Genomic DNA, 20,413 nt, shown 5'->3' on the forward strand with positions numbered 1-20,413 from the left:
CGGCGTACGGACGAGCCTGTCCGACGCTGTAGTACGCCTTCGGTACGACTTCTAGGTACCGGGGGCCGACGCGGCTCTGCGGTGCGGCTTACTGGTACCGGGCTTCGAGGCGGCCGCCACGGTGCGGCAACGAGGGTGGTTTGCGACCCGCGACCGGACGCCCGTGCCATCTTCCCAGACTCGCCCCGCAGCGCCAGCATGAGGCCCGCCACTTCGCGGCGATGCGCGGGCTCCGGCCCGCCGGAGGCCGTGCGGCGCCCGGGGACGTTGAGGTTCCCGTCATGCCGGGACGCTATCCTGCGCCCGTGGACTACTCCCAGCTTGCCGTCAACCTGCTCGACGCAAAGTCACTGATCTCGTCACTCGGCGCGATCGGGCTGATCGCGATCATCTTCGCGGAGACCGGCCTGCTGGTCGGGTTCTTCTTCCCCGGTGACTCCCTGCTGATCCTGGCCGGCGTGGCCGCCTCCAGCGCCGCGTCCTCGGTGCTCGGCGAAGGCGCCAAGCTGCCGATCGCGGCGCTGCTGATCGGCGCCCCGATCGCCGCCATCGCCGGCGCCCAGCTCGGGCACCTGATCGGCGCCAAGGTGGGGCCGAGGCTGTTCGACAAGCCGGAGTCGAAGATCTTCCGCCGCGAGTACGTGCAGAAGGCGGAGGAGTACTTCGACAAGTTCGGCCCGGGCAAGGCCGTGGTGCTCGCCCGCTTCATGCCGATCGTGCGGACCTTCCTCAACCCCGTCGCCGGCACGCTGGGCATGTCGGCCAGGACGTTCTTCCTCTGGAACGTCGTGGGTGGCGTGCTGTGGACCGAGTCGATGCTGCTCATCGGCTACAAGTTCGGTGACGCGCTGGCGCCGGTGATCGACAAGTACCTGATCCCGGCGATCCTGCTGATCGTGCTGCTCTCGATCTCGCCGGTCCTGGTCGAGGTGGTGCGCGAGCGCCGCAAGAAGAAGGCGGGCGGCGTGCAGGCCGACGCCGTCCAGGCCGACGCCGTCCAGGCCGGCGGCCGGCACCGCCGCGGCTGAGCCCCGCCCACGCGAACCCCCGGAGCCCGGACACCCACCACGGGGTGTCCGGGCTCCGTCGTGCACGGGACCGTGCGCCCCGAGCGCCCCGGAGGCGAGCGGGCGTCCCGGACACGACGAGCGGCCGGCCCCGCGCGCTGTTTCACGTGAAACAACGCGCGGCGCCGACCGCTCGGCCGAACGGGGGATGCGCCGGGCTCAGCCCAGGTCGAGGTCCGCCAGGGTGTACGCGGTGTAGTACGGCAGGCCCGCGTCCTTGATGGCCGGCTCCGCGCCGCGCTCGACGATCACCGCGACACCGACCACCTCGGCGCCCGCCTCGCGCAGCGCCTCCACGGCCGTCAGCACCGAACCACCGGTGGTGGAGGTGTCCTCGACCGCCAGCACCCGGCGGCCCTTCACGTCCGGGCCCTCGATCCGGCGCTGCAGACCGTGCGCCTTGCCCGCCTTGCGGACCACGAACGCGTCGAGCTCGCGGCCGCGGGCGGCGGCGGCGTGCAGCATCGCGGCGGCCACCGGGTCGGCGCCCAGGGTCAGGCCGCCGACGGCGTCGTACTCCAGGTCGGCGGTGAGGTCCAGCATGACCTTGCCGACCAGCGGGGCGGCCTGGCCGTCCAGCGTGATGCGGCGCAGGTCGACGTAGTAGTCGGCCTCCAGCCCGGAGGAGAGGGTGACCTTGCCGTGCACGACGGCCTTGTCCTTGATCTGTGCCAGCAGGGCGTCGCGGTCGTTGCTCATGGTCACTGAGTCTAGAGCCCGCGGACCCGCACCCGGCTCAGCACGGGCCCCGAAGCCGGCCCCGCGCCCGGCCACCCTCCGGCCCCTACCCGGCCCCGTGCCGCGCGGCTCAGCGCCGACGCAGTACCCGGACCAGGACCACCGCGCCGCCCAGCAGCGCCACACCCCCGCCGATCACCCACGGCACCGCCGCACGGGCGCCGATGCCGGTGCCCAGCGGTGTGGCCGCGCCGCCCTCGCCGCCCCAGCGGGACGCCGCCCGGGCCCGCGCGCTGCGCGCCGGCAGGGCCGGTGCGTACGGGCCGCGCGGCGGGGCGTGGTCGACCTCCTCCGCCGAGCGGCCGACGATGCTGCGCCGGACGGGGCCGCTGAGCACCGGCTCCTGCGGGTAGTCGAGCGGGAGCTCGGCGGGCCGGTCCGCCGGCAACTCGGCCTGCGCGTCCGCCTCGGCGCCGGTGGGCAGCCCGAACCGCTCGGCGTCGTCGTCCGAGAAGGCGATCAGGTCGGAGAGGTCGTCGTCGAGCGAGTCGTCGTCGACGGCGTCCGCCGGGGTGTGGTCCTCCAGGAAGAGCACGGTGGCGGTGGGGCCGTCGGCCTCGTTCTCGTCGGCGTCCTCCTCGCTGTCCGCCGCCACGCCGTCGGCGCCCTGGGAGGTGAGGGCGGTGGCGAAGCGGTCCAGCAGCCGGCGGCCGGCAGCGGCGAGCGTCTCGGCGTCGAACTCGGCCAGCCGCCCGGTCGCGCTCAGGTCGCCGGTGAAGCGGACGCTGGCGCCCTCGCCGGCCTCCGCGACCGAGATCCGTACGGTGGCGGTGGCCTCGCCGTCGCCCCGGGCCTCCTGGCCCTCGGCGAACGCCGTCAGCACGCCCTCGCGGCCCTCGATCAGCGACAGCACCCCCCGGTAGGTGATCGTCGAGCCGCCGATCCGCAGCCGCAGCCGGCCGCTGATCTCCTCGGTCTGCCCGCTGCCCACCGCAGCCGGCTCGGTGCTCAGACCGGGGACACAACGGGCCAGCAGCGCCGGGTCCCGCAGGGCCTGGCGGACCAGCGTGGCCGGCATCGGGACGACAACCTCATGCTCCATGGCTGCGAGCCTACCGATCGGGCGGCCCCGAGCGGGGCCTCGGCGCGGGGTTGCTGTCCGTGCCCGCGGCGTCGCACCCAGCACCGCCCGCACCCGGCCCCGCGCACCGCCCCCGTTCGCGCGTGGCACCCGGCCCGCGGCGGGTGGTCAGCGCGGGCCGAGCAGGGTGAGCGGGGCCGGGGGCCGGGCCGGGCGGCGCTCGGCGAGGCGGTCGGCGGAGCCGCGCAGGGCGGCGGTGGTCAGGGCACGCGGCGGCGGGGCGTCGTCGGCGAGGGCCAGCACGGGCGGTTCGGCGGCGGCGAGCAGGAAGCTCTGGGCCCCGGCGGGGTCGCGCGGGCCGGTGCAGGAGGTGGTGGGCCCGCCGGGCACGCCGTACGGGAGGGTGCGCAGGCCGGCCGCCCGCACCCCGGCCTCCACCGGCCAGAGGGTGTCCTCGCCGCCGCCCGTGCGGACGGCGAGCCGCCCGTCGGGTGCGAGCAGCCGGCGGGCCAGCCCGAAGAACTCCCCGGTGCGGAACTTGTCGGTGTGCGCCTGGGCGGGCGGCGGCAGGTCGGCGAGCACCACGTCGTACGGCCCGTCGGCCCGGGCGCCGCCGCCGTGCAGCCACTCCAGCGGGTCGGCCTGGGTCAGCCGCACCCGCGGGTCGTCCAGGGCGTGGCCGGACAGGGCGGCCAGCGCCGGATCGGTGCGGGCCAGGCTGGTCAGCGCGGGGTCGAGCTCGACCAGCCGGACGGTCCGTACGCCGGAGTGCCGCAGCACCTCGCGCAGGGCGAGCCCGTCCCCGCCGCCGAGCAGCAGTACCCGGGTGTCCGGGCCGCCGGCCATCGCGGGATGGACCAGGGCCTCGTTGCCCCGGTACTCGTCCGGGCCGCAGACGGCCAGCCGGCCACCCAGGAACAGTTGCATCGGCCCGTCCTGGCCGTGGTCCGGGCCCTGGCCCGGGCGGGCCTCGGTGGCGCCGCCGGCCGGGCGCCGGTCCGGGGCGGCCGGAGCCGAGCCGGTGAGCACGATCTCCTGGTACCGGCTCTGGGTCGCGAACCTGACCTGGGCGCCGTACAGCGCGTGGCGGGCGGCCCGCTCGATGGCGCCGGAGCAGGCGGCGGCCGTGGCGAGGGTGACCAGGACCAGCCCGCAGCCGGCCCAGAGCAGCAGCCGGGCGCGCGGCGCGGGCTCGTCGCGGAACAGCCAGAGCACGACGGCCGCGCCCGCCACGGCGTTGACCGCGCCGGTGAACAGCGCGCCGGCGCCCTGGCCGAACACGGGCAGCAGGACGAACGGGAAGGCGAGGCCGCCGATCAGCGCACCCACGTAGTCGGCGGCGAACAGGTCGGCGGCGGCGCGGCCGGCGTCCTCGCGGCGGATCCGCTGGATGAGTGTCATCAGCAGCGGGATCTCGGCGCCGATCAGGACGCCGATGGCGCAGGTCAGCACCACCAGCGCGGCCTGGTAACAGCCGATCCAGGCCCAGCAGCAGTGGAGCGCGAGCACCGAGAGCCCGCCGACCAGCGCCAGCGTGCATTCGAGCAGGGCGAAGGAGGTCGCCGGGCGGCGGGTCAGGCGCTTGGCCAGCAGTGAGCCCACGCCCATCGCGAACACCATGACGGAGAGCACGACGGAGGTCTGGGTGACGGAGTCGCCCAGCAGGTAGCCGCCGAGCGCGACGAGTTCGAGCTCGTAGACGAGCCCGCAGGCCGCGCAGACGAAGGCGGCCAGCAGCACCGCGAGCCGGGCGGCGCGGGGGCGGGCGCGCAGCCGGGAGCGGCGGCGGGTGGACAGCGGGGTCAGGGCCCGCCCGGATCGGGGAGGGCCGGTGGCGGTGCCGCCGTCGCTGCGGTCACCGGGGCCGTCGTCGAGGTCGAGTCCCGGCTGAGCGGGTGGACCGGCCGGATGATTGATCACGAACAAACGCTAGGCGACAGGTGCCGCGTGTAGCTGCGTCCATTCGGTGGACTGCTCGGCGGTGCCGGTTGACGGATCGTTCCTGCGTGCGAATCATCGGTGCTCCCGGTCATCGACGCGGGACCACCAGCGAGGAACGGGTGCACACCAGCCGGCCCTCCTGCGGGTAGGCGTGCCAGGTGCGCCAGAGCACCCGGTCCGCGTCGCCGTGCGTGACGAGGGCGGTGAAGGCGCTCGGATCGCCCGGGAAGACCCCGGCCAGCCCGCGCGGGTGCCCCTCGACCAGGGCGAGCAGCTCCTGCGCCCTGGCGGCGAAGTCGTGCGGTGGAAGGGCCTCGATCCGGGCCGCGAACTCGTACTCCCAGCCCGCGACCTGCTTGGCCACCCGGGCGGGCAGCGGGGTGCGCCGGCCGGGCAGGCAGGCGACCGTCTCCAGACACTCGCCCGGTCCGGCCGCGATGACCACCTGGTGCGAGGCACCGAGCAGGCGCAGCTGGAGCGTGCCGGGCGGGCCCGGGCGGCGGACGCCGCCGAGTCTCAGGTCACGGACCGCGAGCGCGGGCAGCGGATCGCCGCCCAGGCACCAGGCGAGGTCACCGGCCCGCGTATCGGTGTAGGAGGTCTGCAGTGTGGTGAGCATGCTCGGCTCCGCATTTCAGCTCCGTGCGCGCCCGCCGAGCAGCATCCGACTAGGCCGTTGGGGAGGCTGTTCGAGGCTGTGCGGTCCAGGGCGCGGCCGACCGTGGAAGGAAGGATTCCGGCTGGAGATTCAGCAGCAGAGAAGCATGAATGAGCCGGGTCCGTCGGTGATTTACCCAACTTTGTCAAGCATTCACTGTTTCGGGCACAGGCGCTTCTGAGGTCTGATCACCCCGGTGTGCGACTCTGCAATGCGTGAGCCCCCTCTACCGGAGCATGCGCCGTGCAGGCTGAAAGTGCGCCGTGTGCGCCCGGTACGCGCTGTTTGATGCGTCGTTCGAATGATTCCTGGTTTGCCTGCCGGATTGACCTCCCGACGTGCCCGGCGAGGGGCGCGGGGAGCGGTCGGCGCCCGTTCCGGCCGTCCTCGTCCGTCCTCGGGGTGGGGCCGGGATGCCGTCGCCCGGGGGTCGGGTGCCGCCGGAGGAGGACGTTCCGCCGGCGCGGCCGGGCCCGCCCACCGCCGCGGCCCAAACCTGCCCGCGCGAGTGCGCCGGAGCCTCCGGGCCATCCGCGCCCCGCCGTGCCCCGATCTGCGGCCTGTCAGCCCGTCCTTCGCTCACCAATTGTCATGACTCGTACCACAGTTGACCGAACGTCAGGCCTGCCGGGCCGAGGGGCGTACTCGGACGGCTCAGAGCCGCCCGAGCCTGGCGACGGCCTCCGCCAGGATCTCGTCCCGCTTGCAGAACGTGAACCGGACGAGGCTGCGCCCGGCCTCGGCGTCGTCGTAGAACACCACGTTGGGGATCGCGACGACCCCGCAGCGCTCGGGCAGGGCACGGCAGAACTCCAGGCCGTCCTTCTCGCCGAGGGGGGTGATGTCGGTGGTGATGAAGTAGGTGCCCTCGGGGTCGAAGACCTGGAAGCCGGCGGCGCGCAGGCCGGTGGAGAGCAGGTCGCGCTTGCGCAGCAGCTCGGCCCGGAAGCCGGCGAAGTACTCGTCGGGCAGCCGCAGCGCCTCGGCCACCGCGTACTGGAACGGACCCGCGCTGACGTATGTCAGGTACTGCTTGGCGGTGCGGACGGCGGCGACCAGCGGGGCCGTGGCCGTCACCCAGCCGACCTTCCAGCCGGTGAAGGAGAAGGTCTTGCCGGCCGAGGAGATCGAGACGGTGCGCTCGCGCATGCCGGGCAGGGCCGCGATGGGGTGGTGGCCGGTGGCGAAGACCAGGTGCTCGTACACCTCGTCGGTGACGACCAACAGGTCGTGTTCGACGGCGAGTTCGGCGACGGCGGCGAGCTCCGCGGGGGTCAGCACCAGGCCGGTCGGGTTGTGCGGGGTGTTGAGCAGCAGCAGCCGGGTGCGGGGAGTGATCAGCGCGCGCAGCCGGTCGAGGTCGGGACGGAAGTCGGGGGCCCGCAGGGTCCAGGGCACCCGGGTCGCGCCGGCCATCGCGATGCAGGCGGCATAGGAGTCGTAGAAGGGTTCGAGGGCGATCACCTCGTCGCCCGGCTCCAGCAGGGCGAGCAGGGCGGCGGCGATCGCCTCGGTGGCGCCGGCGGTGACCAGGACCTCGGTGTCGGGGTCGTAGCCGAGGCCGTAGAAGCGCTGCTGGTGCTCGGCGACGGCGGTCCGCAGTTCGGGGATGCCGGGGCCGGGCGGGTACTGGTTGCCGTGGCCGTCGCGGATCGCCCGCACGGCGGCCTCGGCGATCTCGGCCGGGCCGTCCGTGTCGGGGAAGCCCTGACCCAGGTTGATCGAGCCGGTGGCGGTCGCCAGCGCGGACATCTCGGCGAAGATCGTCGTCCCCAGCCCGTGCAGGCGTCGGTTCAACAGCGGCCTCGTACCCATGGCAGCGCTCCCAGGATTGTCGTCGGCCCATCCTCGGGCCGCGGGGTGGGCGGGGACAAGTACGTCCTCGGCGGGGCGAGGTCCGGCCTGTCGGCTGCCGGCCGCCGACCGCCGGTCATTGGCCCGGCGGGACGGGGAGCGGTCGATCCCGACCCGGCCCACGGCTCGGCGGTGATCACCCTGGACGCCCCGCTGCCCTACGGGCCGGCGAGGGCCGGGCCGTAGCCGGTGCCCGCTCCCGGGACGGGCCCGCGCGGCCGCCGCCGGGTACGGCAGCGGCCCGCCCGCGCCGCGAGGGCGTGGACGGGCCGCACGGCCGTGGGCCGGGAGGATCAGTCCTCGTCGGGCGTGTCGCCCTCGCCCTCGCCCTGCTCGCTCTCGATCTCCTTCTGGAGGCCGAGCCGCTCGACGATCCACTGCTCGAAGCCGACCGCGGCCTGCGTCCAGTTGGCGGTGGTCGTCACGAAGTACTCCAGGTTGACGCCGGTGCCGACGATCATCTGGGACTCGCCGATCAGCCGGACGACGCCGTCCTCGTGGGTGTGCGTGTAGACCTTGGGCCAGAGGGTCTCACGGTTCCACTCGTCGATCAGGTCGAGGATCTCGCCCTTGTCCTCCAGCGGGTACGCGCGGTCGTAGAACGCGCGCACGGCGAAGAGCTCCTTCTGCTCGCCGCGGAACATGTAGTACACCCGGAAGCCGTCCCAGGGGGCGGTGAGGTCACCCTCCTCGTCCACCACGTGCTTGAGCTGCATCTGGTCCAGCAGCTGGGTGACCAGGGCCTGGTCCGGCACGACCACCGGCGGCGGCCCGGCCGGGCGGTCCTGGCCGCCCTGGCCGCCCTGCGGCCCCTGCGGCATGCCGAACGACGGGATCGAAGACGGGTCGATGCTCATTGGGTGGTCCTCTTCTCAGTGCACAAGGGTGGTCGGCAATGAGAGGCCGCCCTTTCCATGTCCCATCCTGCCTCATCCGGGGCGTCGGACACAGGGCCTCCCCGGGGTGTGGCGCCGGGGACGACCAGGGCGAAACGGGTCCAGGGCCGGTCGGACAGGCTCTAGATGGGGCGGTACGACTCGACCGAACGTACGGTGCCGCGGTTCCCGGCGTCGTTGTAGTTGTCGCTCTGCCACGTCCAGGCCCACAGGTGCCGGGTTCCGCTGCCCGCGGGGGAGGAGATGCTGTCGTAGTAGAAGAAGTCGTTGTTGCCGGAGTACACGTCGCCGACGTTGTAGATGGTGACGTTCAGGTACCCGTAGTTGGCGTAGCAGACGGTGCCGCCGTTGGTGAGGATGTTGACGAAGTCCCATCGGCCGGCGCAGTCGACCCGGTTGATGGCGGAGGCGTCGGTCGCGGGCATCGCGACGGCGAGGGTGGCCGCCGCCACCGAGGTCAGGGCGGCCTTCTTCCAGCGCGAGCTCATGGTTCTCCTTCGTCTGCCTGGCTTCACTCCCCGGGCGGCCACCGCGGTGGGGCGCTCGGCGGGCCGGCGGCGCTCGGCACGGACCGACCGGATCCTCGCAAGGGGAGGGTGGGGCGGCCAGGAGGTTCGCCGGAGGTTGGCCGGAGGAACTGCCGGGTGGCGTGATCAAACGTGTACGCGCAGTGAACTATGTCACGCGGGGTGTCGGCCGTTCCCGTTGCTGCCCGCAGCCCCAGCGGTTAGCGTGCGGTGGAGTCTCCCCGGCAGGGCGATCTCCGCTGCCGGACGTCCAGTTGATGATTCGTGGGTTCGGGGGAGTCGGTGGTGGCGGGTCCTGGCGTGGGGACGGGCAATTCTCTGGGGGTGCTGCTCCGCAGCATCCGGCTGGACCGGGGGATGACCCAGGAGGAGCTGGGTGAGGCGTCCGGGATGAGCGTGCGCTCGATCCGGGACCTGGAGCGCGGGGTGTCCTGCCCGCGGATCTCCACCCTGCGGCTGCTCGCCCAGGCCTGGAAGCTGTCGGACGCCCAGGGCGCCGAGCTGCACCGGCTGGCCCGCGCCGCCCGGGACCGGGCGGGCCGCAATCTGCGGGCCGGAGCGTGTTCGTGAGGCCGAGGGTCCGGGCGGTGGCACTGCCCCTGGCCTGCGCCGGGGTGGCGATCGCACTGTCGGGCTGCTCGTCGGGCCCGGGCGGCCGGGCCGCCGCGCCGGCGCTGACGCCGCCGCCCGTCGGGGCCGTGCAGGCGCCCGCCTCCGGGCGCGAGGGGATGCTGCAACTGCCACTCTCCGCCTACGGCTCCGGTGACGGCGTCGGCCCGACCAGGGTGCTGGCCATTCGCGCCCTGACCGCGCGATGCATGCACGACGCCGGGTACGCGCTGTTCACCCGGGAGGACGCGATCGACGAGGGCGCGGGCGCGCCGGTCAACGCCTCGGCGCTGCCGGCCGGCGCCTTCGGGTACCTGCCGGAGAGCGTGGCCGCCGGTCAGGGCTTCCACGCGGCGAGATCGGTGGCGCCCGGGCGGGCCCGCCGGCCGCTGTCGGGGGCCGAGGACCAGGCCGCGCAGGAGTGCGTCAAGAACGCCTTCCCGCAGGTCGAGGTCGCGGACCAGGGCGGTGCGGAGCTGGTCGCGAAGCTGTTCGGCGAGTCGGTCGCGGCGCTGGAGAAGGACGAGCGGGTGGCCGCGGCCACCCGGGCCTGGCGGGACTGCATGGGCGCGGCCGGCTTCGCCGGCGTGAGCCCGTCCGGACTGGTGGAGCAGTACCGCCGCTCGGCCGCCGCCACCGCCGAGCCCACGGCGCAGGAGCTGGCCGCGGCCAGGGCGGACGCCGCCTGCACCACCTCCACCAACCTGGCGGGCATCTGGTTCGCGGTGCTGGCCGGGTACCAGCGCCAGCAGATCGCCGCCAACCAGGAGCGGCTGGCGGCCTACCAGCAGACCTTCAAGGACTACGCCGCGAAGATGGCCGGGATCATCGCCGGTTCCTGACCGCCCGGGACTCCGCCGCGGCCGGCGGGCCGGGCGGGCCGGAACCGTCCTGGCCCGGCCCGCCCGAGGGCGTCACTTCTCCAGCGGCCCCCGGCCCCGTACCGTCAGCCGGTCCGACTCCTCGTCCCGCTCGACCAGCACGGTGTCGCCGTCGTGCACCTGGCCGGAGAGGATCGCCTTGGCCAGCTGGTCCCCGATCGCGGACTGCACCAGCCGGCGCAGCGGCCGGGCGCCGTACGCCGGGTCGTAGCCGGTCAGGGCCAGCCAGTCGCGGGCCGCCTCGGTGACCTCCAGGGTGAGCCGGCGCTCGCGCAGCCGCGCGCCGAGCCTGGCGACCTGGAGGTCGACGATCCGGCTGAGCTCGGCGGTGCCCAGCGGCTCGAAGACCACGATGTCGTCCAGCCGGTTCAGGAACTCCGGCTTGAACGCCGCCCGGACGCTCTCCATCACCAGCTCCTTCTTGCGCTCCTGCGGCGTGGCCGGGTCGACCGGGCTCGGTTCGACAAACGCGTGGGAGCCCAGGTTGGAGGTCAGGATCAGGATCGCGTTGCGGAAGTCGACCGTACGCCCCTGGCCGTCGGTGAGCCGGCCGTCGTCCAGCACCTGGAGCAGCACGTCGAAGACCTCGGGGTGGGCCTTCTCCACCTCGTCCAGCAGGACGACGCTGTACGGGCGCCGGCGCACGGCCTCGGTGAGCTGGCCGCCCTCCTCGTAGCCGATGTAGCCGGGCGGGGCGCCGACCAGCCGGGAGACGGAGTGCTTCTCGCCGTACTCGCTCATGTCGATGCGGACCATCGCCCGCTCGTCGTCGAAGAGGAAGTCGGCCAGCGCCTTGGCGAGCTCGGTCTTGCCGACGCCGGTCGGGCCGAGGAAGAGGAAGGAGCCGGTCGGGCGGTCCGGGTCGGCGATGCCGGAGCGGGTGCGGCGCACCGCGTCCGACACGGCCTGGACGGCCTCGCGCTGGCCGATCAGGCGGCGGCCGAGCTCCTCCTCCATCCGCAGCAGCTTGGCGCTCTCGCCCTCCAGCAACCGGCCGGCCGGGATGCCCGTCCAGGACGAGACCACGTCGGCGACGTCGTCCGGGCCGACCTCCTCCTTGACCATGGACTGGCCGGCCTCCCCGTCGGCGGCGCGCTCCTGCGCCTCGGCGAGCTCGTGCTCGGCGGCCGGGATCTCGGCGTACATCAGCTTGGACGCGCGCTCGAAGTCGCCGTCCCGCTGGGCGCGTTCGAGCGTGCCGTGCAGGTCGTCCAGGCGCTCCTTGAGCTCGCCGACCCGGTTGAGGCTCTTCTTCTCCTGCTCCCAGCGCGCGGTGAGCACGCTCAGGTGCTCGTTCTTGTCGGCGAGATCGCGGCGCAGCCGGGCGAGGCGGTCGACCGAGGCCGGGTCCGACTCCTTCTCCAGGGCCAGCTCCTCCATCCGCAACCGGTCGACGGAGCGCTGGAGTTCGTCGATCTCCAGGGGGGAGGAGTCGATCTCCATCCGCAGCCGGGAGGCGGCCTCGTCGACCAGGTCGATCGCCTTGTCGGGGAGGAAGCGCGAGGTGATGTACCGGTGCGACAGGGTGGCGGCGGCGACCAGCGCGGCGTCGGAGATCTCCACCTTGTGGTGCGCCTCGTAGCGGCCCTTGAGCCCGCGCAGGATCGCGATGGTGTCCTCGACCGAGGGCTCGCCGACCAGCACCTGCTGGAAGCGCCGCTCCAGCGCCGGGTCCTTCTCGATCCGCTCGCGGTACTCGTCGAGGGTGGTCGCGCCGACCATCCGCAGCTCGCCGCGGGCCAGCATCGGCTTGAGCATGTTGCCGGCGTCCATCGCGGAGTCGCCGCCGGCGCCCGCGCCGACCACGGTGTGCAGCTCGTCGATGAAGGTGACGACCTGGCCGTCGCTCTGCTTGATGTCGTTCAGGACGGCCTTCAGCCGCTCCTCGAACTCGCCGCGGTACTTGGCCCCGGCGACCATCGCGCCGAGGTCGAGCGAGACCAGCCGCTTGCCGCGCAGCGACTCGGGGACGTCGCCCGCGACGATGCGCTGGGCCAGCCCCTCGACCACGGCGGTCTTGCCGACGCCGGGCTCGCCGATCAGGACGGGGTTGTTCTTGGTGCGCCGGGAGAGCACCTGGACGACCCGGCGGATCTCGTGGTCCCGGCCGATCACCGGGTCGAGCTTGCCGTCACGGGCGGCCTGGGTGAGGTCGGTGCCGTACTTCTCCAGCGCCTTGTAGGTGCCCTCGGGGTCGGCCGAGGTGACCTTGCCGCTGCCGCGGACGTCCTTGAAGGCGGCCAGCAGGGCCTTGGGGCTCGCGCCGTGGCGGGTGAGCAGGTCGGCGACGGCGCCGCCCTCGGCGGCGAGGCCGACCATCAGGTGCTCGGTGGAGAGGAACTGGTCGTCCAGGTCGTCGGCGCGCTTGCCGGCCTCGGACAGTACGGCCAGGGTGTCCCGGGCCAGCTGCGGCGCGGCGACGGTGGAGCCGCTGGCGGCGGGCAGGGCCGCGAGCTGGCGGCGGGCCTCCGCGGTGACCTGCGCGGGGACGGCCCCGACGGCCTCCAGCAGCGGCTTGGCGATGCCCTCGGGCTGCTCCAGCAGGGCGAGCAGGATGTGCACCGGTTTGACGTCCGGGTTTCCCGCGGATCCCGCCTGCCGGATCGCGGCGGACAGGGCGTCCTGCGTCTTGGTGGTGAACTTGCTGGCGTCCACTGCTGGGTCGTCCTCCTCGGTCTCGCGAAACTCCTGCTAGCTACAGCATGCACTAAGTTGAGTGTATTCCGCTCAAGTTTCGGGTGAAGTCTCCGGTGGCGCATCCGGTGACGCTTCCGGCAAGGCTTCCCCGACGCTTCCTGTCGGAGCCTGCGGCAGGTCCGGCCGGGAGCTCGCCCGGCTCGCCGTGCTCGCCCGGCTCCCGGGGGCGGTGCTCACCGGCCGCCGCGCCGCGTGAGTGCCAGCAGGTCCCGGGCCGGTCCGGCCGGCTGCTGGCCCGCCGGCCAGACCGCGCGCAGCGGCCGCCGAAGATCCAGGCTCTCCTCCAGCGGGACGGCCACCAGGCGCCGGGTCGCCAGCTCCTCCACCACCGCCAGCTCGCTCAGGCAGACCGGCCCGGCGCCCGTCATCGCGGCCGCCTTCAGCGCCGTGGACGAGGCCAGCTCCAGCCGGGGCCTGGCGACCCCGCCGTACGGGGCGAGCGCGGCGTCCAGCACCTCCCGGGTGCCCGATCCCGGTTCGCGCAGGACCAGTGAGGTCGCCGCCAGCCGCTCCGCGGTCAGCGGGCTCCGCCGGCGGGCCCACGGGTGGTCGGGCGCGACCACCACCACCAGGCGGTCGGCCGCGACCACCACGCCGGACAGTCCGGGCGGCGCGGCCGGGCCCTCCACGAAGCCGAGATCCGCCTCGCCCGCCAGTACCTGCCCGGCGACGTCCGCCGAGTTCGCGGTCCGCAGCGTCACCGCCGTGCCGGGGCTGGCCCGGTGCAGTGCCAGCAGCCAGCCCGGCATCAGGTACTCGGCGACGGTCAGGCTCGCCACCACCCGCAGCCGGGCGTCCCGCCGCTCGCGCAGCGCGTCGATCCCGGCGTCCAGCGCCTGCGCCGCCTCCACCACGCCACGCGCCCACTCCACCACCAGCAGGCCGGCCTCGGTCGGCCTCGACCCGCGCGGCGAGCGCTCCAGCAGGGCCACCCCGATCTGCCGCTCCATGCCCTTGATCCGGGCGCTCGCGGTCGGCTGGCTGACCCCGAGCTCGGCGGCCGCCCGTCCGACGCTGCCGCGGCGGGCCACCGCGAGCAGCAGCTCCAGGGCGCCCAGCTCGGGGACACGGGGAGAGAGGGGCATAGGTTCAGGCTATGCCCTCATAGAGCGGCGGGCGCTACCGGCCCGGCGCGGTGCTCGGCACGGTGGGGCCATGGCCACCCTCACCGTCACCCGCCCCCTGCGCGGCACCCCGCGCGTCCACCGGCTCGACCTCGCCCAGCTCGGCCCCAACTGGTACGCCGTGGTCATGGGCACCGCCATCGTGGCCAACGGCGCCGCCGCCCTGCCGGTGCGACTGCCCGGGCTGACCGGGTTCGGCGAGCTGATGTGGGCCCTGTCCTGCGTGGCGCTCGCCGCCCTGCTCGGGGCCCGTGGCCGCCACCTCGTACGCCACCGCGCGGCGGCCCGCGCCCAGCTGCTCGACAACCCGGCCACCGCGGTCTTCTACGGCTGCCCGCCGATGGCCCTGCTCGCGGTCGGGTACGCGACGCTGGCGCTCGGCTCCCGGGTGATCGGCTCCGGCCCCGCCGTGGCCGTCGACGCCGTGCTGTGGACGGCCGGCACGGCGTACGCCCTGGCCGTCGCGGCCGGCCTCCCGTACCTGATGATCACTCGGTTCCGGCTCGCGGCGGCGCAGGCCGACCCCACCTGGCTGCTGCCCACCGTGGCCCCCGTGGTCGCCGCCGCCCTCGGCCCCGCGCTGGTGGCGCACCTGCCCGTCGGCGCCTGGCAGGCGGCCATGGTCTACGGCTGCTACGCGATGCTCGGGGCGGGCGTGCTGGCCACCGCGGTGCTGCTCCCGGTGGTGCTGGCCGCTCTGCTCCGGGGCGGCGGCCTTGCTCCCGCGCTCACCCCGTGCCTCTTCCTGGTGCTCGGCCCGCTGGGCCAGTCCACCACCGCCACCCACCAGCTGGCCGACGCCGCCGCCACCGCCGTCCCCGGGCTCGCCCCGGCCGCGCTGGCCTTCGCAGAGCTGTCCGGCGTGCCGGTGATCGGTGTGGCGTTGCTCTGGCTACTGGTGGCCGGCGCCGCCAACCTGCGGGCCCTGCGCGCCGGCCTGCCCTTCTCGATGACCTGGTGGGCGTTCACCTTCCCGGTCGGCACCTGCGTCACCGGCGCCGCCGCCCTCGCCCGCCACACCGGATTCCCCGGCTTCACCGTCCTGGCCACCGGCCTGTACGTGCTGCTGGTCTCGGCCTGGGCCGTCGCCGCCACCTGCACCGCCGCCGCGCTGGCCGGCGGCCGGCTGCTGCACCGGCCCGCCTGACCGCCGGGCAGGGGTGCGCGGGTGAAGGGTGGTCCGGAATCCGGCGATTACCGGACGGCCGACCGGGGCAATCTGCACCTGAGCTTCACGCGATACCCGGAATGGCGAATTGGCCGACCCCTGACATAACTGTTCATACGGTTCATATTCCTTGAACGGTCGGAAACCGGTGAATTCCCAGGTCGCTCCGGCAAGCCCGCCGCCGCCCCGCTCTGCAGGTTCCTGCACTTGCGGGAACCTGCAATCAGAGGCCACTTGTTCACCGGGCGTCACACTGTGATGGTGGACAGACGCCAGGTCGTCCGGGCAACCAAAGCCTGAGGATGGCGACTTGCTCTTCACAAGCGTGCGCTGGGTACGTCGGTATCCGCGCGCAACGGGGGAAGAGCCCCGGCCGGGACGCCATGTGTGGTGATGGCCCCCGGGGTACCGGAGTCGGCGAGGCGTTGCTGCTCCGCCTCGCCGGAAGCGCCTTGGCATTGGCGTGACAGCGGCGGGCTCCCGGGCCCGGGTGTGCCTTCGCACCCCGGCCCCGGGAGCCCGTCGGCACCGGCCTTCGCGATCGCACCCCGGCCAGCGGGCTGAGATCATGATCGGACGTTGAGCGAAATCCGGCAGGGAGTGTTCGAGGTGACCGCGGATCCCACGGCCGATCCGGGAGCAGGGGTGCCCGACGAGGCGGCCCGGCAGCTCTACCTGGCAATCCTGGCCGAGGGCGGCCGGATCCCGGTGGCCGCGGTGGCGGAGGCGGACGAGCCGGCCCTGCGCCGGCTGGTGGACATCGGCCTGGTCATGCCGAACTCCCTGGACGCCTCGTACACCGCCGTCAGCCCCCGCGCCGTCAGCGACCGCCTCGGGGCCGAGCTGCGCTCGGAGGCCACCCGGCTGCTGGTCAGGGCCGAGGGCCTGCCCGGCGCCCTGGACTCGCTCACCCGGGCGTACGACGCGCTGCCCCGCCGCTCGGACCGGCCGGGCGAGGCGACCGTGATCGAGGGGCACCTCCACATCAGGCACCGGATCGCGCAGCTGGTCTCGGACTGCCAGGAGGAGATGCTGACCGCCCAGCCGGGCCACCGCCCGGCCGACGGCCTGGCCATGGCGCTGCGCCAGGACCAGCAGCTGCTGGAGCGCGGCCGGGCCATGCGCACCATCTACCAGCCCGTCGCCCGGGCCGGCTCGGCGGCCGCCGGCTACGCGGCGGCGGTCACCCGGCACGGCGGCCAGGTCCGGGTCCTGGACGAGCCCTTCCAGCGGATGCTGGTCTTCGACCGGGCCGTCGCGGTCGTCCCCGCCAGCGGCGACGGCGGCGTGGCGGCCGTCATCTCGGAGCCGGCCACGGTCGCCTTCCTGGTCGCGGTCTTCGAGCGGGACTGGGCGCGCGCCGAGGTCGTGGACTGGGGCGCCGAGCCGCAGGCCGGCACGGCCGGCCACGCCGCCGAGCGGGTCGGACGACTGCTGGCGAACGGCCTCACCCAGCGCGCGGTGGCCACCCGGCTCGGCCTCAGCGAGCGCACCGTCGCCGCCCACATCTCCCGGCTGCGCGAGCGCTACGGCGCCCAGACGCTGTTCCAGCTGGGCTGGCTGATGCGGGGCGGCCATGGCGGGTGACCACGGGCTCCCGCCCGCCGGCGAGGCGCCCGGGCCCGCCGAACTGGTACCGGGCCTGCCCGGCACGACGCTGCCCGACCTGGCCGCGCGCGAGCTCTACCGCGAGATCCTGCGCGAGGGCGGCCGGATCCTCGTCCGGGACGTCGAGCCGGGGGACGCGGGCACGGTCGAACGGCTGCTGGAGCTCGGCCTGGTCGTCCTGAACATCGCCGACGCCTCGTACAGCGCGGTGAACCCACGGGCCGTCAGCAGCCGGATCAGCGCGGACCTGCGGGCCCTCGGCACCCGGCTGCTCACCAAGGCGGAGGAGCTGCCCGCGCTGCTCGACGAGCTGACCCAGGCCTACGACGCGGCTCCGCGGCGGACGGACCGCTCCAGCAGGGTCCGGCACATCGAGGGGATGGAACAGATCCGGCACCTGGTGATCCAGCTGACCGAGGACCACCCCCAGGAGGCCCTGGCCGCGCAGCCCGGCGGCGCCCGTCCCGAGAGGCACCTGGCGGACTCCCTCGACCGCACCCGGCGCTACCTGGAGCGCGGTGGTGCGATGCGCTCGATCTACGAACCCGCGGCCCGCGCGGACGCCGCGACGGCCGAGTTCGCGGCCCGGGCGACCCGGCTGGGTGCCCGGATCCGGGTGCTGAACCAGCCTTTCAAGCGCCTGCTGGTCTTCGACCGTACGGTCGCCGTGATCCCCGCCAGGGCGGACAACGCCAGCGCGGCCTTCATCGAGGACCCGGCGACGGTCGACTTCCTGGTCGGCGTCTTCGAACAGCACTGGCAGCAGGCCGAGGGGACGGACTGGACGGGCGCCGCGGGCGGCGGTGAGCCGCTGGTGCACCAGCAGACCGGCCGGCTGCTGGCCCAGGGCTTGACCCAGCGCGCGATCGCGAGCCGCCTCGGGCTGAGCGAGCGCACCGTGGCGGGTCACATCTCGCGGCTGCGCGAGCTCTACGACGCCGAGACGTTGTTCCAGCTGGGCTGGCAGATGCGGGGAGCCGGGGTGGAGTCCGGTGACTGACGTCCCGACGGGTTCGGCGGGTCCGGTCGGTGCGGCCGGTTCAGCCCGTTCGGCGGGTTCGGCGGGTTCAGCCGGTCGCGGCGCCCGTGGCCCAGTAGTCGAAGGGGCCGACGGCCGGCGGCTGCTGACGGGGGATGGTGAACTGCTCGCCGGGCGCCGTCCAGAAGCCCTCGCGCAGGGAGAGCGCCATGCCGGCCCAGTCGAGCGCCGTCTCCACGGTGTGGTGCAGCGCCTCCTGCGACCAGGTGTCGTCGAACACCAGCGGCAGCACGGGGGCGACCTGCTCGATGGTGGCGATCAGCGGGTTGTGCGTGATCGCCTCGTCCACCAGCAGCACCACCGGCTTGCGCAGCGCCGACGCCCAGCCGAGCTCCAGGCTCACCCCGGCGGACAGCGGCGCTCCGACGTACGCGAAGACCAGGTCGGCGGTCTGCAGCGCCCGGAAGTCGGAGGGCACCCGCGGCTCGGGGGCGCGGTCGGCCACCGACCAGGCGTCGCTGTGGTGGGCGCTGTACACGGCGGCGCCGCTGCGCAGCAGCGTGGAGCGCAGGGTGGTGAGGCGGGTACGGCTGGCCAGGGTCACCACGCTGTCGGCCGGTCCGGTCAGCCGCATCAGCGGCGCGGCCAGGAACACGCGGGCTCGTCGGCCTTCGGTGGCCGAGGACGCACCGAGGGGAGAGTGTCGATCGCTCATTGTCGACTCCGTGGAATGGCCGACCGGGGCAGTGCCGAGTCCCAGCGGGCGATGTGGTCTTGGAGGGGGGTGTACGGCTGCTGCTCGTCGAGTCGGGGGCGCTCGATGAGTTGTTGAAATGTGCATTTCCAGTGATGTCCACCCCAAATACCGATGGGGTGTGCACTGATCGTCTCGGCAGGCACCGCAGGCCGTCCACCGGATGGGGGTGGCATCTGCATGTCTGGCAGACAGATGACACCGTGACGATCTGGGGCCTGGACCGGCCCGGAGAGTTTCATCGAACGGGTGTCATGTTTCTGCCTGGCAAGAGAATGACACTCTCTTTGCCGGACAGACGTTTGCGTGGCCCTGCCGGTCAGGCTTTGATGACTTGCGCACCGCTCTTCGCTGCAACGCGCCTGAGGACTGCTGTGGGTGGCATGCGTGCACCATCGGTTATAGCAGATACATGACAAGGAGTCGTGACATGCGACGTGTACCCCGCGCCTTGATCCGCGCACTGGCGGCCGCCGCAGTCCTTGCGGCCGTCACTGCGTCGTCTCCGGACGACTGGCACTGGGGTGGCGCGGTGGTGACCGGGTCGGGCACGGTCCGCGTGGACAGCGATTCCAGTTCCGACTCGGTGGTCCTGGCCGACTGGCACTGGGGCCAGGCTGTCGCCAACGAGGCGCTGCCGGCCCAGACCCTCGTGGTGACGACGATGGAGGACTGGCACTGGGGGAACTAGCCGGACCGAGGCCGGCCGTCAGCCCTGGATCGCAGGGCCCTCTTCGGTGTCGATGAGGTGCGGAGGATGCTGCGCCATCCGCCAGCCGAGCTGGAAGAGCGTCTCGGAGTCGTACTCCTCGCGGAACTCGGCGATATGCCGGGCGAGTGTTCGCTCGCTGATCCCCAGGCTTCTGGCGATGACCCGGTGGCCCACACCCTGGATCATCATCCTGAGGATCTTTATGCGAAGCCTTGAGATGACTTCCTGGGGGACTTCGGTGGCGCCGGGAAAGGGAATCGACCGGCTCCAGAGTCCTTCGAAGGACTCGGTGAGATAGGCGGCGACTGCGGGGTCGTGAATGAAGGCTGCTCTGGCGTTGTCACCCTGAGCCGGTATCACCGCGACCTCCCGGTCGACGACGATCAGCCGGGTGAACGGCTCGGCGAGCGTTCTGACCTCGGCGCCCTGCTCGGTCATCCGCTCCACGTACTGCCGGGTCGGAGCCGAGTAGCGGGCGCTGGGCTGGTAGATCGTCCGGCGTGCGACACCGCGGCGCACCAGCAGGATGTCCCGGTCGGCGAGCCTGCGGATGGCGTCCTGTGGCCGACTGCCGCCCGGCTGGGCGGTGAGGACCTCCTTCGAGGCACCTTCAACCAGGCACTCCAGCCGCTGGTTGATCTCGGAGCCTCCGTAGACGTACTCGATCGGCCCGCCGCTCTCGACTTTCTGACCGAGCGTCCCGTAGGCCTGGCTGAGTTCCTGGAATGCCTTCGGGGCGGATATCGAGCGGCTGAGCAGCGAAAGGGCCTGATCCTGCCAATGGCTGCTGAGCCGGGCCGCTATTCGGGCCGGATCGGCAATTGTCGCGGCCGACGGATCGTCGATGTCGGGGATGAGCAGGCCCAGTTCGAGGAGTTCCTGTTTGGACCGCTCCGCGGCGGGATCGCAGGCCGCTAGCCGGCCCCCGGCGGCGAGAACCTGTAGGTAGAGCGCCCGCGCCTCGTGCGAGATGACCTCTTCGTGGCCCGTCCCGGACTCTGTCCCACCCGTTGCGCTCATCCGCGGTCTCCCTGTCCTCCAGGCTCTCTGGCGACCTTGCCCTGCGATTGAACGATCATTCAGGAAGCCCGATCCGATGTCCATCATCGGACGCCAGTTCACCATCGAGCACTTTACGCATGCGCCAGAGCTGTTGGCACCCCGCTGTCCGGGGGGCGC

General features: G+C 73.4%; 18 protein-coding genes. 7 read left to right on the forward strand and 11 right to left on the reverse strand.

Features of this window, described 5'->3' with window-relative positions; genetic code table 11:
* Positions 1–305: 305 nt before the first annotated feature.
* Positions 306–1,028 carry a DedA family protein gene (locus ACIBH3_RS09575; RefSeq protein ID WP_396311361.1) on the forward strand — a complete coding sequence of 241 codons (723 nt, stop codon included), beginning with the start codon at positions 306–308 and terminating at the stop codon, positions 1,026–1,028.
* A gap of 198 nt (positions 1,029–1,226) precedes the next feature.
* Here the strand turns inward: ACIBH3_RS09575 and pyrE are convergent, their stop codons facing one another.
* The 7 genes from pyrE to ACIBH3_RS09610 form a co-directional block, all read right to left on the reverse strand.
* Positions 1,227–1,766, reverse strand: coding sequence for an orotate phosphoribosyltransferase (pyrE, locus tag ACIBH3_RS09580; protein WP_396311362.1), 540 nt, complete (start codon positions 1,764–1,766; stop codon positions 1,227–1,229).
* 109 nt (positions 1,767–1,875) lie between these two features.
* Positions 1,876–2,847: an SRPBCC family protein gene (locus ACIBH3_RS09585; protein WP_396311363.1), complete on the reverse strand. Its 972-nt coding sequence runs from the start codon at positions 2,845–2,847 to the stop codon at positions 1,876–1,878.
* 147 nt (positions 2,848–2,994) lie between these two features.
* On the reverse strand, positions 2,995–4,746 hold the full coding sequence (locus tag ACIBH3_RS09590) for a spermidine synthase (RefSeq protein ID WP_396311364.1): 1,752 nt from the start codon (positions 4,744–4,746) through the stop codon (positions 2,995–2,997).
* Between the two features lie 109 nt (positions 4,747–4,855).
* A complete protein-coding gene (locus ACIBH3_RS09595; RefSeq protein WP_396311365.1) occupies positions 4,856–5,386 on the reverse strand; it encodes a DUF2617 family protein in 531 nt (176 codons plus the stop codon).
* Positions 5,387–6,079: 693 nt separating this feature from the next.
* Positions 6,080–7,240 carry a pyridoxal phosphate-dependent aminotransferase gene (locus tag ACIBH3_RS09600; RefSeq protein WP_396311366.1) on the reverse strand — a complete coding sequence of 387 codons (1,161 nt, stop codon included), beginning with the start codon at positions 7,238–7,240 and terminating at the stop codon, positions 6,080–6,082.
* Between the two features lie 332 nt (positions 7,241–7,572).
* Positions 7,573–8,136: a YbjN domain-containing protein gene (locus ACIBH3_RS09605; RefSeq protein ID WP_396311367.1), complete on the reverse strand. Its 564-nt coding sequence runs from the start codon at positions 8,134–8,136 to the stop codon at positions 7,573–7,575.
* A gap of 161 nt (positions 8,137–8,297) precedes the next feature.
* On the reverse strand, positions 8,298–8,663 hold the full coding sequence (locus tag ACIBH3_RS09610; RefSeq protein WP_396311368.1) for a beta/gamma crystallin domain-containing protein: 366 nt from the start codon (positions 8,661–8,663) through the stop codon (positions 8,298–8,300).
* 363 nt (positions 8,664–9,026) lie between these two features.
* Between ACIBH3_RS09610 and ACIBH3_RS09615 the strand changes: the two genes are divergently transcribed.
* Positions 9,027–9,272, forward strand: coding sequence for a helix-turn-helix domain-containing protein (locus tag ACIBH3_RS09615; protein ID WP_396311369.1), 246 nt, complete (start codon positions 9,027–9,029; stop codon positions 9,270–9,272).
* Positions 9,273–9,289: 17 nt separating this feature from the next.
* Positions 9,290–10,153, forward strand: a complete 864-nt coding sequence (locus tag ACIBH3_RS09620) for a hypothetical protein (protein WP_396311370.1) — start codon at positions 9,290–9,292, stop codon at positions 10,151–10,153.
* Positions 10,154–10,225: 72 nt separating this feature from the next.
* On the opposite strand, the gene clpB is transcribed toward ACIBH3_RS09620, so the two are convergent.
* Both clpB and ACIBH3_RS09630 read right to left on the reverse strand, forming a co-directional pair.
* Positions 10,226–12,847 carry an ATP-dependent chaperone ClpB gene (clpB, locus tag ACIBH3_RS09625; protein WP_396311371.1) on the reverse strand — a complete coding sequence of 874 codons (2,622 nt, stop codon included), beginning with the start codon at positions 12,845–12,847 and terminating at the stop codon, positions 10,226–10,228.
* Positions 12,848–13,062: 215 nt separating this feature from the next.
* On the reverse strand, positions 13,063–13,974 hold the full coding sequence (locus ACIBH3_RS09630; protein ID WP_396311372.1) for a LysR family transcriptional regulator: 912 nt from the start codon (positions 13,972–13,974) through the stop codon (positions 13,063–13,065).
* Between the two features lie 70 nt (positions 13,975–14,044).
* Here ACIBH3_RS09630 and ACIBH3_RS09635 point away from each other — a divergent pair, with 70 nt between their 5' ends.
* From ACIBH3_RS09635 to ACIBH3_RS09645, 3 genes are all read left to right on the forward strand, one after another.
* Entirely contained in the window at positions 14,045–15,160 is a 1,116-nt protein-coding gene (locus tag ACIBH3_RS09635) for a C4-dicarboxylate ABC transporter (RefSeq protein ID WP_396311373.1), read from the forward strand.
* Positions 15,161–15,760: 600 nt separating this feature from the next.
* Entirely contained in the window at positions 15,761–16,768 is a 1,008-nt protein-coding gene (locus ACIBH3_RS09640; protein WP_396311374.1) for a LuxR C-terminal-related transcriptional regulator, read from the forward strand.
* A complete protein-coding gene (locus ACIBH3_RS09645) occupies positions 16,758–17,789 on the forward strand; it encodes a LuxR C-terminal-related transcriptional regulator (protein ID WP_396311375.1) in 1,032 nt (343 codons plus the stop codon). The genes ACIBH3_RS09640 and ACIBH3_RS09645 overlap by 11 nt, the downstream gene beginning before the upstream one ends.
* A 67-nt stretch (positions 17,790–17,856) precedes the next feature.
* On the opposite strand, the gene ACIBH3_RS09650 is transcribed toward ACIBH3_RS09645, so the two are convergent.
* A complete protein-coding gene (locus ACIBH3_RS09650) occupies positions 17,857–18,483 on the reverse strand; it encodes a hypothetical protein (protein ID WP_396311376.1) in 627 nt (208 codons plus the stop codon).
* A 469-nt stretch (positions 18,484–18,952) separates the two neighbouring features.
* Between ACIBH3_RS09650 and ACIBH3_RS09655 the strand changes: the two genes are divergently transcribed.
* Complete coding sequence (locus ACIBH3_RS09655; protein WP_396311377.1) at positions 18,953–19,213, forward strand: hypothetical protein; 261 nt, start codon at positions 18,953–18,955, stop codon at positions 19,211–19,213.
* 18 nt (positions 19,214–19,231) lie between these two features.
* Here ACIBH3_RS09655 and ACIBH3_RS09660 read toward each other — a convergent pair whose 3' ends face one another.
* The gene (locus ACIBH3_RS09660; RefSeq protein WP_396311378.1) at positions 19,232–20,359 is read right to left on the reverse strand and encodes a helix-turn-helix domain-containing protein; all 1,128 of its coding nucleotides are present in this window, start codon (positions 20,357–20,359) and stop codon (positions 19,232–19,234) included.
* Positions 20,360–20,413 lie beyond the last annotated feature (54 nt).

The organism is Kitasatospora sp. NPDC050543 (genome assembly GCF_044457565.1).
Taxonomy (GTDB): Bacteria; Actinomycetota; Actinomycetes; order Streptomycetales; family Streptomycetaceae; genus Kitasatospora.